Annotated in this window: 12 protein-coding genes, 1 pseudogene and 1 riboswitch; of the genes and pseudogenes, 8 read left to right on the forward strand and 5 right to left on the reverse strand. The window is 71.8% G+C overall.

The features are described from left to right. Positions 1 to 6: 6 nt before the first annotated feature. Both ACFZDC_RS21510 and ACFZDC_RS21515 read right to left on the reverse strand, forming a co-directional pair. A complete protein-coding gene (locus tag ACFZDC_RS21510) occupies positions 7 to 798 on the reverse strand; it encodes an enhanced serine sensitivity protein SseB C-terminal domain-containing protein (protein ID WP_391326021.1) in 792 nt (263 codons plus the stop codon). Positions 799 to 871: 73 nt separating this feature from the next. Next, the gene (locus tag ACFZDC_RS21515; RefSeq protein ID WP_391326023.1) at positions 872 to 1,540 is read right to left on the reverse strand and encodes an AAA family ATPase; all 669 of its coding nucleotides are present in this window, start codon (positions 1,538 to 1,540) and stop codon (positions 872 to 874) included. Between the two features lie 169 nt (positions 1,541 to 1,709). After that, a riboswitch (glycine riboswitch) is annotated at positions 1,710 to 1,807 on the forward strand. Positions 1,808 to 1,966: 159 nt separating this feature from the next. Here ACFZDC_RS21515 and gcvT point away from each other — a divergent pair. From gcvT to ACFZDC_RS21555, 8 genes are all read left to right on the forward strand, one after another. Further along, positions 1,967 to 3,094, forward strand: coding sequence for a glycine cleavage system aminomethyltransferase GcvT (gcvT, locus tag ACFZDC_RS21520; RefSeq protein ID WP_391326025.1), 1,128 nt, complete (start codon positions 1,967 to 1,969; stop codon positions 3,092 to 3,094). Between the two features lie 114 nt (positions 3,095 to 3,208). Continuing rightward, on the forward strand, positions 3,209 to 3,586 hold the full coding sequence (gene gcvH / locus ACFZDC_RS21525) for a glycine cleavage system protein GcvH (RefSeq protein WP_391326027.1): 378 nt from the start codon (positions 3,209 to 3,211) through the stop codon (positions 3,584 to 3,586). A gap of 14 nt (positions 3,587 to 3,600) precedes the next feature. Continuing rightward, on the forward strand, positions 3,601 to 4,866 hold the full coding sequence (gene glyA / locus ACFZDC_RS21530) for a serine hydroxymethyltransferase (protein WP_391326029.1): 1,266 nt from the start codon (positions 3,601 to 3,603) through the stop codon (positions 4,864 to 4,866). Between the two features lie 115 nt (positions 4,867 to 4,981). Continuing rightward, positions 4,982 to 6,349, forward strand: a complete 1,368-nt coding sequence (locus ACFZDC_RS21535) for an L-serine ammonia-lyase (RefSeq protein WP_391326030.1) — start codon at positions 4,982 to 4,984, stop codon at positions 6,347 to 6,349. A 153-nt stretch (positions 6,350 to 6,502) separates the two neighbouring features. Further along, a complete protein-coding gene (locus tag ACFZDC_RS21540; RefSeq protein WP_391326032.1) occupies positions 6,503 to 9,331 on the forward strand; it encodes an SNF2-related protein in 2,829 nt (942 codons plus the stop codon). After that, a complete protein-coding gene (locus ACFZDC_RS21545) occupies positions 9,328 to 10,626 on the forward strand; it encodes a hypothetical protein (protein ID WP_391326034.1) in 1,299 nt (432 codons plus the stop codon). The genes ACFZDC_RS21540 and ACFZDC_RS21545 overlap by 4 nt, the downstream gene beginning before the upstream one ends. 227 nt (positions 10,627 to 10,853) lie before the next feature. Continuing rightward, positions 10,854 to 11,885: a Ca2+-dependent phosphoinositide-specific phospholipase C gene (locus ACFZDC_RS21550; protein ID WP_391326036.1), complete on the forward strand. Its 1,032-nt coding sequence runs from the start codon at positions 10,854 to 10,856 to the stop codon at positions 11,883 to 11,885. A 91-nt stretch (positions 11,886 to 11,976) separates the two neighbouring features. Further along, a complete protein-coding gene (locus tag ACFZDC_RS21555; RefSeq protein WP_391326038.1) occupies positions 11,977 to 12,531 on the forward strand; it encodes a GH25 family lysozyme in 555 nt (184 codons plus the stop codon). 13 nt (positions 12,532 to 12,544) lie between these two features. Here the strand turns inward: ACFZDC_RS21555 and ACFZDC_RS21560 are convergent, their stop codons facing one another. From ACFZDC_RS21560 to ACFZDC_RS21570, 3 genes and pseudogenes are all read right to left on the reverse strand, one after another. Then, on the reverse strand, positions 12,545 to 13,207 hold the full coding sequence (locus ACFZDC_RS21560; protein WP_391326040.1) for an NAD(P)-binding domain-containing protein: 663 nt from the start codon (positions 13,205 to 13,207) through the stop codon (positions 12,545 to 12,547). A gap of 350 nt (positions 13,208 to 13,557) precedes the next feature. Continuing rightward, positions 13,558 to 13,770, reverse strand: coding sequence for an EF-hand domain-containing protein (locus ACFZDC_RS21565; protein WP_391326041.1), 213 nt, complete (start codon positions 13,768 to 13,770; stop codon positions 13,558 to 13,560). 60 nt (positions 13,771 to 13,830) lie between these two features. Next, positions 13,831 to 14,518 (reverse strand): annotated as a pseudogene (locus tag ACFZDC_RS21570) (MerR family transcriptional regulator). Between the last annotated feature and the right edge of the window lie 20 nt (positions 14,519 to 14,538).

Below are 14,538 nucleotides of genomic sequence, written 5' to 3' on the forward strand. Positions count from 1 at the left end.
GGGAAGCTACTGGCCGTACTGGTAGAAGGGGCGGACGTTCGTCTTCAGCCAGTCGGCCACCGGGTCCTGGGCCACGTCGAGCAGGACGAGGTTGACCGGCCACTTGACCGGGACTTTGCCGAGGGCCTTGCCGAGGGCTTCCAGCGGGAGGGCTCGCAGGTCGCCCTCCCACTGGGAGAGTTCCACGCCGACGAACATGACCGGGTCGGCCGTCTCGATGGCGGCGAGGCAGCGGCGGGCGGTGAGGACCACACCGGTCCCGGCGAACTCGGCGGAGGCCGCGGAGAGGAAGTCGACGGGGTCGTCCTGCCAGTCGGGCTCGAAGAGGCGGACCCGGCCGCCGGTGTTGGGACCGTCCAGGGGGGTGCGGCCCGCGCGGCAGAGTTCGGCCACCGCCTCCGGGGGGAGCGGTACGCCCACCACGCCGCCGGGGTTCACGGCGATCCCGGCCTGCGGGGGCAGGCCGCGGGCGAACTCCACCGCCGGGGCGATCGTGTACGACATGTGGGAGCCGGTCGCCTGGCGGAGCTGTTCCTCCGAGCTGAAGACCGGGACGTACACCTGGCCCTCGATCTCCAGGGTGGGCAGGTCCAGCGGGCCGCTGTGCGGGCCGCCGCCGTTGGGCAGGGGGATCCAGACGAAGCTCCGGCCCAGGACCTCGATGATCCGGCCGCCCGCGGAGGGCGTGCCGAGGGAGGCCGAGAGCACCTCCTCCAGCTCGTTGCCGGGCCAACCGCCGTGCGGGTGGGGATGCGTCTGTGCCGGGAAGTCCGCGGGAAAGTCCGCCGGGAAGTCCATCTGCCTACCGCCTGCTGGGAACCATGCTGTGGATCGAAAGGCTAGCGGGTGCCGGTGACAGTGCCGGGCCCGGTCAGCCCGCGAAGGCGACGCGGTGCAGGACGTCTGCCGCGTCCCGGTCCAGCAGCACCACCGAGCCGCAGCCGGCGGGCAGCTCGCCCCGCTCCACCGCGCGCAGCAGCCGGGTGGTCGTACGGCGGTGGCGGCGAAAGGCGTACCGGGACACTCCGCGGCCGCGCTCGCGCTGGCCCTCCCGGGCGGTCTCGGGCGGGACGTCGAGGAGGAGCAGGTGCAGGGTGCCGCCACGGCGGCGGGCCTCGCGGGCCAGCCAGGCGCGCACCCAGGCCTGGGTGCCGCAGTCGTGGACGACGACCCCCTCGCCGGTGCCGAGGGTGCGGCGCAGTCCGGCGTAGTGGGCGAGGCGCACCAGCGGGCGGTAGAGCGCGTACGGGAGGAAGCGGGGCACCCGGGCGTCCCAGCGGTCGCGGGTGTCCTGGGAGTCGACCCGGTGGCCGGGGACCGCGCGGCGCATCAGGGTGGACTTGCCGCTGCCGGGCAGGCCGGTGATCACCACCAGGTCGCGGGGGCCGAAGAGCAGGGCGTGCGGACTGTGGCCGGCACGGTCGCGCAGGTCGCGCACGAGCGGGGCCGGGCGGGCGGCGCAGCGCTCGCGGGCCGGGGCGGAGGCCTGCTTCGGCACCGCGATGCCGGTGGTGGCGGCGTAGGCCGTGGTCCTGTTCACCGTGGTCCTCCCCTGGGGGCTCGGAGACCCCATGCCCCTGTAAAGAGAAGGTAATGCGCCGTGTCCCGCGGTTCGATGCGCGTACTGCCACAGCTCGGTTACAGATGCGGCCCTGACGGGTGGTGTCGTGGCGTGCAATGATGTGGCCGCCAACTGCATACCGGCCGTTTGAATCCGCGCGGGAGAGTCCCCAGCCACGTTCGCTGGGGCGCCGAAGGAGCAAGTCCCTCCCTTGAATCTCTCAGGCCCCGTTACCGCGCGGGCGAGGCACATCTGAAAAGCGGGCCGCTGTGACAGTGGCTCCACCCAAGGTGCAAGCCGTGACCACTCCTCGCGGGGATCATGGCGAACCTCTCAGGTTCCGATGACAGATGGGGAGGAACGTTCCTCGCCCGCCCCATGCCTGCCCTGGGAGACGACCGACCGATGAGCAGTACCGAACCCACTGGACTGCGCCACACCGCGCTGGATGCCCTGCATCGCTCGCTCGGTGCGACGATGACCGACTTCGCCGGCTGGGACATGCCCCTGCGCTACGGCTCCGAGCGCGACGAGCACCTCGCGGTGCGCACCAAGGCCGGCCTCTTCGACCTCTCGCACATGGGCGAGATCACGGTGACCGGCGCCGAGGCGGCCGCCTTCCTGAACCACGCCCTGGTCGGCAACATCGCCTCCGTCGGCGTCGGGCGCGCCCGCTACACCATGATCTGCCAGGCCGACGGCGGCATCCTGGACGACCTGATCGTCTACCGGCTCGCCGAGACCGAGTACATGGTCGTGGCCAACGCCTCCAATGCCCAGGTGGTGCTGGACGCGCTGGCCGAGCGCGCCGGGGGCTTCGACGCCGAGGTGCGCGACGACCGGGACGCCTACGCGCTGATCGCGGTCCAGGGCCCCGAGGCCCCCGGCATCCTGAAGGCCCTCACGGACGCCGACCTGGACGGCCTGAAGTACTACGCGGGCCTGCCCGGCACGGTCGCCGGCGTCCCCGCGCTGATCGCCCGCACCGGCTACACCGGCGAGGACGGCTTCGAGCTGTTCGTGAAGCCGGAGCACGCCGTGGAGCTGTGGCGGGCGCTGACCGAGGCGGGCGAGGGCGTCGGCCTGGTGCCGTGCGGCCTGTCCTGCCGGGACACCTTGCGCCTCGAGGCGGGCATGCCGTTGTACGGGCACGAGCTGAGCACCTCCCTGACGCCGTTCGACGCCGGACTCGGCCGGGTGGTGAAGTTCGAGAAGGACGGCGACTTCGTGGGCCGCGAGGCGCTCCGGCGCGCCGCCGAGCGCGCCGCTTCCGAGCCGCCCCGCGTCCTCGTCGGCCTCGTCGCCCAGGGCCGTCGTGTCCCGCGTGCCGGGTACGCCGTCGTCGCGGGCGGCCAGGTGATCGGCGAGGTCACCTCCGGCGCCCCCTCCCCCACCCTGGGCAAGCCGATCGCCATGGCGTACGTCGACGCGGCGCACGCGGCCCCCGGCACCGAGGGCGTCGGTGTGGACATCCGGGGTAGCCACGAGCCGTACGAGGTCGTGGCGCTCCCGTTCTACAAGCGCCAGAAGTAGACACTGGGCGCGGTCCGTCCGAGGACGTGACCCTGCGCACATTCAGCTGCTCCTCAGCAGTTCCAGCAGTCCCTCATTCACCAGCACTCCCCCGCGTACAGGAGAATTCAGGCCATGAGCAACCCCCAGCAGCTGCGCTACAGCAAGGAGCACGAGTGGCTGTCGGCCGCCGAGGACGGCGTCGCGACGGTCGGCATCACCGAGTTCGCGGCCAACGCGCTCGGCGATGTGGTCTACGCCCAGCTCCCCGAGGTCGGCTCCACCGTGGAAGCGGGCGAGACCTGCGGTGAGCTGGAGTCGACCAAGTCGGTCTCGGACCTGTACTCGCCGGTCACCGGTGAGGTCACCGAGATCAACGAGGACGTCGTCAACGACCCGTCGCTGGTGAACTCCGCCCCCTTCGAGGGCGGCTGGCTGTTCAAGGTACGCGTCACCGACGAGCCGGCCGATCTGCTCTCCACCGACGAGTACGCCGCCCACACCGCCGGCTGAGGAGTCGTAGCCGTATGACTGTCCTGAACACGTCCCTGCACGAGCTGGACCCGGAGATCGCGGCCGCGGTCGACGCCGAGCTCGGCCGCCAGCAGTCCACGCTGGAGATGATCGCCTCCGAGAACTTCGCGCCGCTCGCGGTGATGGAGGCCCAGGGCTCGGTCCTGACGAACAAGTACGCCGAGGGCTACCCGGGCCGCCGCTACTACGGCGGCTGCGAGCACGTCGACGTCGCCGAGCAGATCGCCATCGACCGGGTCAAGGAGCTGTTCGGCGCCGAGTACGCCAACGTGCAGCCCCACTCCGGAGCCTCCGCGAACCAGGCGGCCCTCTTCGCGCTGGCCCAGCCCGGGGACACCATCCTCGGCCTGGACCTGGCGCACGGCGGCCACCTGACCCACGGAATGCGGCTGAACTTCTCCGGCAAGCAGTTCAACGTGGTCGCCTACCACGTGGACGTCGAGACCGGCCTGGTCGACATGGCCGAAGTCGAGAGGCTCGCCAAGGAGCACCGCCCGAAGGTGATCATCGCGGGGTGGTCGGCGTACCCGCGGCAGCTGGACTTCGCCGAGTTCCGCCGGATCGCCGACGAGGTCGAGGCCTTCCTGTGGGTCGACATGGCCCACTTCGCGGGCCTGGTCGCGGCCGGGCTGCACCCGAACCCGGTCGAGCACGCGGACGTGGTCACCTCCACGACCCACAAGACCCTCGGCGGCCCGCGCGGCGGCATCATCCTCGCCAAGAAGGACTTCGCGAAGAAGCTGAACTCGTCCGTCTTCCCGGGCTTCCAGGGCGGTCCCCTGGAGCACGTGATCGCGGCGAAGGCGGTCTCCTTCAAGGTCGCGGCGAGCGAGGACTTCAAGGAGCGCCAGCGCCGTACGGTGGAGGGCGCGCGGATCCTCGCCGAGCGGCTGACGGCGGCCGACGCCCGCGAGGCCGGTGTGAACGTGCTCTCCGGCGGCACGGACGTGCACCTGATCCTGGTGGACCTGCGCGAGTCCGAGCTGGACGGGCAGCAGGCCGAGGACCGCCTCCACGAGGTCGGCATCACGGTCAACCGCAACGCGGTCCCGGACGACCCGCGCCCACCGATGGTCACGTCGGGCCTGCGGATCGGCACGCCCGCCCTGGCGACCCGCGGCTTCACGGCCGAGGACTTCGCCGAGGTCGCGGACGTGATCGCGCAGGCCCTGAAGCCGTCCTACGACGCGGAGGCCCTGAAGGCGCGCGTGAAGACGCTCGCCGACAAGCACCCGCTGTACCCGGGTCTGAACAAGTAAGTCCCTGACGCCCGGCAGCGCGCACACTGGAACAGGAAGGTGTGCGCGGTGCCGGGCGGGTGCCCATCCCCGCACCACACCCCCCTTCGCACCACCCCCGTCTTGAGGAGTCCCCGTGGCCATCTCGGTCTTCGACCTGTTCTCGATCGGCATCGGCCCGTCGAGTTCGCACACGGTCGGCCCGATGCGCGCGGCGCGCATGTTCGCCCTGCGCCTGCGCAACGAGGACGTCCTCGGCTCCGTCGCGTCGCTGCGCTGCGAGCTGTACGGCTCGCTCGGCGCGACCGGCCACGGCCATGGCACCCCGAAGGCGGTGCTGCTCGGCCTGGAGGGCGCCTCGCCGCGCACGGTGGACGTGGAGACGGCCGACGAGCGGGTGGCGGCGATCAAGGAGGCGGGCCGGATCTCGGTCCTCGGCGAGCACGAGATCACCTTCTCCTTCGACGACGAGCTGATACTGCACCGCCGCAAGGCGCTCCCGTACCACGCCAACGGCATGACGCTCTGGGCGTACGACGCCGCGGGCGCGGAACTGCTCTCCAAGACGTACTACTCGGTCGGCGGCGGTTTCGTCGTGGACGAGGACGCGGTCGGCGCGGACCGCATCAAGCTGGACGACACGGTGCTGAAGTACCCCTTCCGCACCGGGGACGAGCTGCTGCGCCTCACGAAGGAGACGGGCCTGTCCATCTCCTCGCTCATGCTGGAGAACGAGCGGGCCTGGCGCACGGAGGAGGAGATCCGGGCGGGGCTGCTGGAGATCTGGCGCGTGATGCGCGAGTGCGTCCAGCGCGGCATGTCCCGCGAGGGCATCCTGCCCGGCGGTCTGAAGGTCCGCCGCCGTGCGGCCGTCTCGGCCCGCCAGCTGCGCGCCGAGGGAGACCCGCTGGCACACGCGATGGAGTGGATCACGCTCTACGCGATGGCGGTGAACGAGGAGAACGCGGCCGGCGGCCGCGTGGTCACGGCCCCCACGAACGGCGCGGCCGGCATCATCCCGGCGGTCCTGCACTACTACATCAACTTCGTGCCCGGCGCGGACGAGGACGGAGTGGTCCGCTTCCTCCTGGCGGCGGGCGCCATCGGCATGCTCTTCAAGGAGAACGCCTCCATATCCGGCGCCGAGGTCGGCTGCCAGGGCGAGGTCGGCTCGGCCTGTTCCATGGCCGCCGGCGCCCTCGCCGAGGTGCTCGGCGGATCTCCCGAGCAGGTGGAGAACGCCGCCGAGATCGGCATGGAGCACAACCTCGGCCTCACCTGCGACCCGGTCGGCGGTCTGGTCCAGATCCCCTGCATCGAGCGCAACGGCATGGCCGCGGTCAAGGCGGTCACGGCCGCGAAGATGGCGATGCGCGGCGACGGCTCGCACAAGGTGTCCCTGGACAAGGTCATCAAGACCATGAAGGACACCGGCGCCGACATGAGCGTCAAGTACAAGGAGACGGCGCGGGGCGGGCTCGCGGTGAACATCATCGAGTGCTGAGCAGGCCGAGGTCATGGCCTGGATCGCAGGTCGGCGATGCCCACGGCCACGAGGTGCCCACCCATCACGTTTGACTGATCCACTGAGCAGGCGTTAGCTTTCCCGACGAGCAGTAGTCAAGTTTGACTACGGAAGGCGGGACCTGTGGTGTGGATGACGCCCGAGCACGCCGGACGGCTGGCGCGGTGTGCGGTCGCCTTCGAGCCGGGTGATCCGGCACGTGCGGGACGTATGGCCTTCTGGGATCCCGAGGGCGCGGGACCCCCGGGTCCGCCCCACGGCGTCACGGCGGAGGTGGAGCTCGCCACCGAGGGCGGATTACGCGCGGTCCCCGTGTCCTGGCTGTCCGTCGCCGACGCGCTGCCGGTACTGGCCCTGGCCCGGCGCCGGTACAGCGGCGGTGCCGACGGCGAGGCCGTTCATCCGGCGGCGGCCTTCTGGGGGGCCGCCGCCGCGCTCGCGCTCCATCTCGCCGCGCGCGAGCGGCTGTTGCCGGGCGTCTCGGCCGGTGGCTACGACGCCTGGCGGGCGGGCCCGCTCGATCCGGAGGACGTGGTGCGGCTGCGCGAACTGGCCGCCGCGGCGCCACCGGAGGCGCTCGCCCTGCCCGCGTCGCCCGGGCGTGCGCTGCTGCCGGAACCGGACGGGGCGCTGCGCGCCTTCCTCGACGCGGTCGCCGACACCCTGCCGCGCACCGCGGCCGCCGAGGCGGCCACCGGCCGTGCCGCGTTCGCCGCGGCCGAGCCCCAGCATGTGCCGCAGCTACGGACCTGGGCGGAGGAGATCGCGGTCGGCATCGACTCCGGCGTGCGGGTCTCGCTGGCCGTGCGGCTGGTGCCCGGGGAGGACGGCGAGCCCGTCGGACGGGTCGTGCCCCTCGTGTCCGATCTCGCCGACCCGACTGTGGTCCTGACGGCCGGGGAACTCTTCGACGGCGCCCCGCACGCGCTGGGCCCGCAGGCCCAGTCCGAGACGGTCCGCGCCGTGCGCCGCGCCGCCACGGTGTGGGAGCCGCTGTCGCGGCTGCTGCCCGTGCCACGGGAACTCGTCCTGACGGACGAGGAGTTCGGCCTGCTGCTGGGCGGTGCCGCGGCCCGGTTGCGGGCGCACGGCGTCGATGTGCGATGGCCCGAGGAGGTGGAGCGCCGGTTGACCGCACGGGCTGTGGCCGGCGCGGATCGCACCCCGCCCTCCGACCTGCGCTCCTTCCTCGGCGGCGACGGCACCGTCGACCTGCGGTGGCAGCTCTGCCTCGACGGCGGGCCGCTCACCGAGGAGGAGACGGCGGCCGTCGCCGGGGCGGGGCGGCCGCTGGTACGGGTGCGCGGCCACTGGGTGTTCGCCGGCCCCGAGCTCGCCCGCAAGGCCCGGGAGCGCGCGCTCGAACCGCTCACCGCCGTCGGGACGCTGGCCGTCGCCCTCACCGGGTACGCGGAGATCGGCGGCGAGCAGGTGCCGGTCGCCGACAGCCCCTGGCTGCTCGCCGTGCGCTCCCTGCTCGCCGACACCGCAGGTGACATGTCCGTCGAGCAGCCGGCCGCGCTCGCGGCGACCCTGCGCGACTACCAACTGCGCGGCCTGGGCCGGCTGGCCCGGATGACCTCGCTCGGCCTGGGTGGCTGCCTGGCCGACGACATGGGCCTGGGCAAGACGATCCAGCTCATCGCGCTCCATCTGTTCCGCCAGGAGCACGAGGGCAGCCGCGGCCCCACGCTCGTGGTGTGCCCGGCGTCGCTGCTCGGCAACTGGGAGCGGGAGGTCCGCAGGTTCGCCCCCGGCACGCCCGTGCGCCGCTTCCACGGCACCGGCCGCACCCTCGAAGGCGTGGACAGCGGCTTCGTCCTCACCACCTACGGCACGATGCGCCTGGAGACCGAGCGGCTCGGCGGGCAGTCCTGGGGCATGGTCGTCGCCGACGAGGCCCAGCACGTCAAGAACGCGTCCTCCGCCACGGCCAGGGCGCTGCGGCTGATCCCGGCGGACGCCAGGATCGCGCTGACCGGCACCCCCGTGGAGAACAGCCTCTCCGAACTGTGGGCCGTGCTCGACTGGACCACACCCGGACTGCTCGGCAGCCACGGCCACTTCCGCCGCCGCTGGATCGCCCCGATCGAGGCCGAGCGAACCGGTTCCGGCAGCGGGGACACCGGCACGGGCAGCCCCAGCGCCCGGCGCCTCGCCCAGCTCGTCCGGCCCTTCCTGCTCCGCCGCCGCAAGTCCGACCCGGGGGTGGCGCCCGAGCTGCCGCCCAAGACCGAGACGGACCGTCCGGTGCCGCTCACCGCGGAGCAGACCGCCCTCTACGAGCAGCAGGTGCGCTCCGTCATGGCCGAGATCGGGTCGAGCGGGGGAATCGCCCGCAGCGGCCTGGTGCTCAAGCTGCTCACCAGCCTGAAGCAGATCTGCAACCACCCCGCCCAGTTCCTCAAGGAGGACGAGCCGAAGCTGGCCGGCCGTTCCGGCAAGCTCGCGCTGCTGGACGAACTGCTGGACACGATCCTGGCGGAGGACGGCGCGGCCCTGGTCTTCACCCAGTACGTCGCCATGGCCCGGTTGCTGGAGCGGCATCTGCGGGAACGAGGCGTTCCCGCACAGCTGCTGCACGGCGGGACGCCCGTGGCCAGGCGCGAGGAGATGGTCCGCCGCTTCCAGGACGGCGAAGTGCCTGTCTTCCTGCTGTCGTTGAAGGCGGCGGGAACCGGTCTCAACCTGACCCGGGCCGACCATGTCGTGCACTACGACCGCTGGTGGAACCCGGCCGTCGAGGCGCAGGCCACCGACCGGGCGTACCGCATCGGCCAGACCCGGCCGGTGCAGGTGCACAGGATGATCGCGGAAGGCACGGTGGAGGACCGCATCGCGGCGCTGATGGAGGCCAAGCGGGAGCTCGCGGACGCGGTCGTCGGCGCCGGTGAGCAGGCGCTGGGCCGACTCGGGAACGACGAGCTGGCGAAGCTGGTCGAGCTGAGGAGCGGGGAATGAGCGACTCGCACGAGGACCGGGCCCGGGGCTTCGCCGCCTTCCCGCCGCGCAGGGGCGGGCGTGCCCGGGGCCAGTCCTGGTGGGGCAGGGCATGGGTCGAGTCGATGGAGGAGGGTTGGCCCGAGCAGGAACCCCTCAAGAAGGGACGGGCCTTCGCGCGCTCCGGGCGGCTCGGCCCCCTGACGGTCGCTCCGGGGCGCGTCACGGCGCAGTGGTACAGCGGTGAGGACGAGCCGTACACCGTCGGCTTCCAACTCCCGGAGCTGGACGACGACCAGTGGGACGCGCTGTGGGAACGGACCGCGGACCGGCCGGCGCAGACGGAGGCGGTGCTCGCCGGGGAGCTCCCGCCCGATCTGCTGGAAGCGGCCGAGGACGCCCGGCTGGGGCTGCTGCCCGGCTACGGCGAGCTCGAACCGGACTGCGACTGCGACGAGCCGGACCATCCGTGTGCGCACGCGGTGGCGCTCGGCTACCAGTTCTCCTGGCTGCTCGACGCGGAGCCGCAGGTGCTGCTGCTGGTGCGCGGCCGGGAGTGGGGGCAGGCGCTGGAGGAGTTGAAGTCCGTCCTTCTCCTGCGGGCCATGACCGATGCCGCCGACGACACGCAGGACACGGAAGAGACGCAGCACACAGAAGAGGACGAGGAGCACCCGGGCGGCCAGGCCACCGCGGCCGTCGGAGGAATCCCTGCCGCCGCGGCGTACGCACGCCCCGTCGCCCGGCTGCCCGCCCTCCCGCCCCTGCCCGAGCCGCCTGATCCGGACGCCGGGTCCGTCACCGGCATCGAGGCGGATCCGTTGGAACGACTCGTCGCCGACGCGGCCGTACGCGCGCGTGAACTGCTCGCGTACGCCCTGGGAGCGGCCGGTGCGCCGCCCCGGCCGCTGGACACGTGGCAGGACACCGTGCGGATCGCCGCCACCCACCCCGACCCGCGGGTGCTCCGGCGGCTGCGGGACTCCTGCGGCAGGCCGGACGAACTGGACCGGGCGGTCGAGGCCTGGCGGTTCGGCGGCGCCGCCGGACTCGAGGTCCTCGAACAGTCGTGGGAGCCCCCGCAAGCCGACGCCGCAAGGGTACGGACGTCACTTTCGGCGGGCTGGGAGGACGACGAGCTGCCCGAACTCGTCGTCGGCGGCAACCGCTGGACGCTGACCGGCCGCGGACTGCAACTGCGGTACGGGCGCGACGGCCGCTGGTACCCCTACCAGGAGCGGTCCGGCACCTGGTGGCCGGCCGGTCCGCCGGTCCACGACCCGGCCCTGGCGCTCGCCGAACTCCTCGGCGGCTGAGACGGCCTCACCGCCACACCGACGGCGGCCGACCCGGCCCCTTCCCAGGGGTCCGGACCGGCCGCCGTCCCCATGCCCGTCGGACGACCGCCCGGCCGGAAGCGGACCACGTCCACTTCCGGCCGGATTCGATGCCGTACCCCCGTCGTCCCCCCAGGGGCTACCGGGCAGTAATCAACAACCCCTAGTCTTCCGCCAAGTCGACGACGAGTCAGGGGAGTTGAGTGATGCGTGCGGTGAGACGACTGGCGGCGCTGCTGGGCGTGGCCGGGATGATGGTGGCCGTACCGGGAAACGCCCACGCGGCGTCGCCGAAGTTCTCCGAGACGACGGCGATCGGGACGCACAACGCGTACGACAAGGCCAAGTACACCTACTTCGCCCAGGCGTTGGACTCCGGTGCCTCACTGCTGGAGCTCGACGTGTACGTGGACAGCATCACCCACCGGTGGCGGGTGAGCCACAGCAACCCGCTCGGCGACAACAACAACTGCGAGGCCGCGAAGACCCCGGGCGAGCTGTACAGCAAGAGCCGCAACCAGGATCTGGGCAGCTGCCTGGACAACATCGCGGCCTGGAACCAGCTCCACCCCGACCACCCGCCGATCGTGTTCAAGGTCGAGATGAAGGTCGGCTTCAACAGCAGGACGAACCTCGGCCCGGACGAGTTCGACACGCTCGTGTCGCGGAAGCTCGGCAGCAGCGTGTACAAGCCGGCCGACCTGCTGGGCGGGACGTACTCCTCCCTGGACGCGGCGGCGAAGGCCAACGCCTGGCCCTCCCGCGACTCCCTCAGGGGCAAGTTCCTCTTCGAGCTGATCCCGGGCACGGTCGAACAGTCCAACCCGTTCGACCACTACTGGACGGACGAGGAGTACGGCGACCATCTACGCGACCTGTACGCGGCCGGGAGCATCGGCCAGGCGCAGGCCTTTCCCGCGGTACTCGGTGCCGCCAACGCCGACCCGCGCACCAGCCGTTACGACGCCTCGATCCGCCCCTGGTTCGTGTTCTTCGACGGTGACGCGGCGACATACGTGAACAACGGCTACGACACCTCGTTCTACTCCGCCAACCACTACATCCTGATCACGACGGGCGCCGACGGCGTGTCTCCGGCGATCTCCTCCGCCAACCCCACGGACGCCGAAGTCGCCGACCGGCTGGCCCTGCTGGCCAAGGACCACGCGAGCCTCATCACCTCCGACTGGTCGTCCAAGTCGGCGTCGGTGCTGGGTTCGGTGACGACCCGAGGCTGACGTTCCGGGTACGCGCGCGGATCGCCGGTGCCGAGGTGGGGCATACATCAGTCAACTCCTGTCATCCCCACTGACACGCAGGGAGTCCCCCATGCTCCATGGCATTGACGTCAGCGCGTTCCAGTCCTCCTCCTACGACACGGACGGCCTCTCCTTCGTCTTCATCAAGGCGACGGAGGGGCGTTCGTACGTCAACCCGAAACTCGCCGCGCAGACCAGGACGGGCCGCGACGCCGGACTCGTCGTCGGCTTCTACCACTTCCTGTGGCCGGGCCATATCGCCGCCCAGGCCGAGTACTTCGTCGGGCACGCCCCCGAGAAGGCGGGCGACCTGCTCGTCGTCGACTGGGAGACGACCAGCGACGGCACGCACGCAAGCAACGCGGAGAAGGACCTGTTCATCCGGACGGTCAAGGAGCTCCGCCCGCACAACAAGGTCCTCCTGTACGCCAACCGGGAGTACTGGCTGAACGTCGACGTCACCTCGTACGCCGGTGACGGCCTCTGGATAGCCGACTACGTGAGCGCGGGCCACCCCCGCATCAAGGCCAAGTGGCGCTTCCACCAGTACAGCAGCGACCCGCACGACAAGGACGTGGCCGACTTCGCCGACAAGACGGCTCTGCGCGAGTGGGCCACGTCCTAGTGCCGCGCGGTCCCTACGCCCGGAAGTCCGCGGGCCGTTCCGGGGAGGCCGCCGTCAGCGCATTCTTCACGGCCTCCAGGCCGGCGCGCAGGCCGTACACCGGAGTGCCCGGCTGCTGGCGCCAGGAGTCGTCGATGCCGCCCGCGTCGACCGTGTCGAAGCCGAGCTCGTCGATGAGGTCACGGACGACCCGCTTGGCGGCCTCGTCGTCACCGGCCACCGGCAGGGCCATGCGCTCGGGATCGCCGGCCGGCCGGGGACGCTCCAGGATGTCCTGGGCGTAGGTGCCGTTGAAGGCCTTGATCACGGGGTGTCCGAGGTGCCGCTGCGTCCAGCGGCTCTCGGTCAGGCCCTCGTCCTCGATCGCGGCGATCCGGCCGTCCCGCTGCTGCGGGTAGTAGTTGCCGGTGTCGATCACGGCGACGTCCTCGGCGGCGCCGTCGAGCAGGCCGGACGGGAGGTCGGGGACCCGCTTCAGCGGGACGGTGACCACGACGACCTGCGCGTCCTTGGCGGCCTCCGCCGCCGGGACCGCGGTCGCGCCGGTCTCCTCGGCCAGTTCCTTCAGGGTCTCGGGACCCCGCGAGTTGGCCACGGACACGTCGTGGCCGAGGGCGGTCAGCCGCCGGGTGAGGTTGCCGCCGATGTTGCCCGCGCCGATGATGCCGATCTTCATGACTGGCCTTTCCGGGTCGATGCGTGAGTGACACAAGCGATGGATGCGCGTGCATGCGTCTCTTCTCGACGGCAACCCCGGAGGCACGGGGTCTATTCCGGGCGCTGCGGCAACCGGGTGACGGCCCTCGGAAACCGGCGGCGAGGCAGGAGGGACCGTTCGTCCGGCCGGGCGTGGCGGACCGCCGCGCCCGGCGGCTGCCCGATCCGGCCGGCGGGGCTCGGCCAAGTTCTGCCGCCCCTCGGTCTGCCGCCCTGCCGCAGCAGGTCCAGCGCGCGTTCGGGCTCCTCGCGGAGCGCATGACGAAGGGGGTGCCCGCCCGCACGGGACGGGCACCCCCTTCCGTCAGGTCACTTGTTCAGGTAGGCCCAGAACTCGTCGAACGACAGCACCTTGTCGCCGTTGAGGTCGCGGGTCTTGATGATGGCCTCGGCCACCGTCTCGGTGACGTTCCAGTCACCCTGCTGGGCCAGGGAGGACTTGAACTCGGCGGCGGTGATGAATCCGTCACCGTCCACGTCGATCCGCTGGAACTGCCTGCGTGCTTCCTCGATGTCCGCCACCGATCCGCCCCTTTTGTTCGTGTTTTCTCGTGCCGTGCTGGCGTACTGACGCTGGTCAGATTAACGGCCCGGCCGAGCGTGGAGCGCGGCGACCACCCAGGCGAACTCCTCGTGGTACTTCGGGGGCTCCGCCTCCCCCTTGATGACGGCCGCCAACTCACGGTAGCGGGCGCCCTCGTTGCCCCGATCGATGCGCCGCAGCACCGCGGCCCGGTCGGTGCCCTCCCCGAGCAGTTCGGTCAGTACGGAGTCCGCCTCGGGCGACCCGGGCGCCACGCCCCGCTCCCGCGCGCCGCCGTCCGGCTCGATCAGCCGGCGGAAGAACATCGCCGAGGCGCCCGCCGGGATGTCGGGGCGCCGGTCGGCGGTGTTGTACTCGATCATCGTGCGCGTCATCTCCTCCGCGCTCGAACCACGCCGTGCCGCGGACGACAGCACCGCCCTGGTCACCTTCAGCGACCTGATCTGCGCGTCCGGCGCCGCCACATGGGTGGCGGCGACCTCGGCCACGGTCCGCTCACCGGCCGGCACCCTGTGCACGTCCTCCAGGCCCAGCCCCAGCCCCAGCTCGCGCAGGGTGCGGATCAGCTCCAGGCGGCCCACGCAAGCGGCGTCGTAGAGCCGGTAGCCGCCGGCCGACCGGGGGCAGCATGCCCTCGTCGGACCAGTAACGGATGGTGCGAACCGTCAGACCGGTGGCCCGCGCCATCTCGCCGATGGTGAAAAGTCCGGTGCCGTCGTCGATCATGTCTGCGACTCTGGTCCTTC

It is taken from the genome of Streptomyces sp. NPDC007905, assembly GCF_042959345.1.
Classification (GTDB): Bacteria; Actinomycetota; Actinomycetes; order Streptomycetales; family Streptomycetaceae; genus Streptomyces.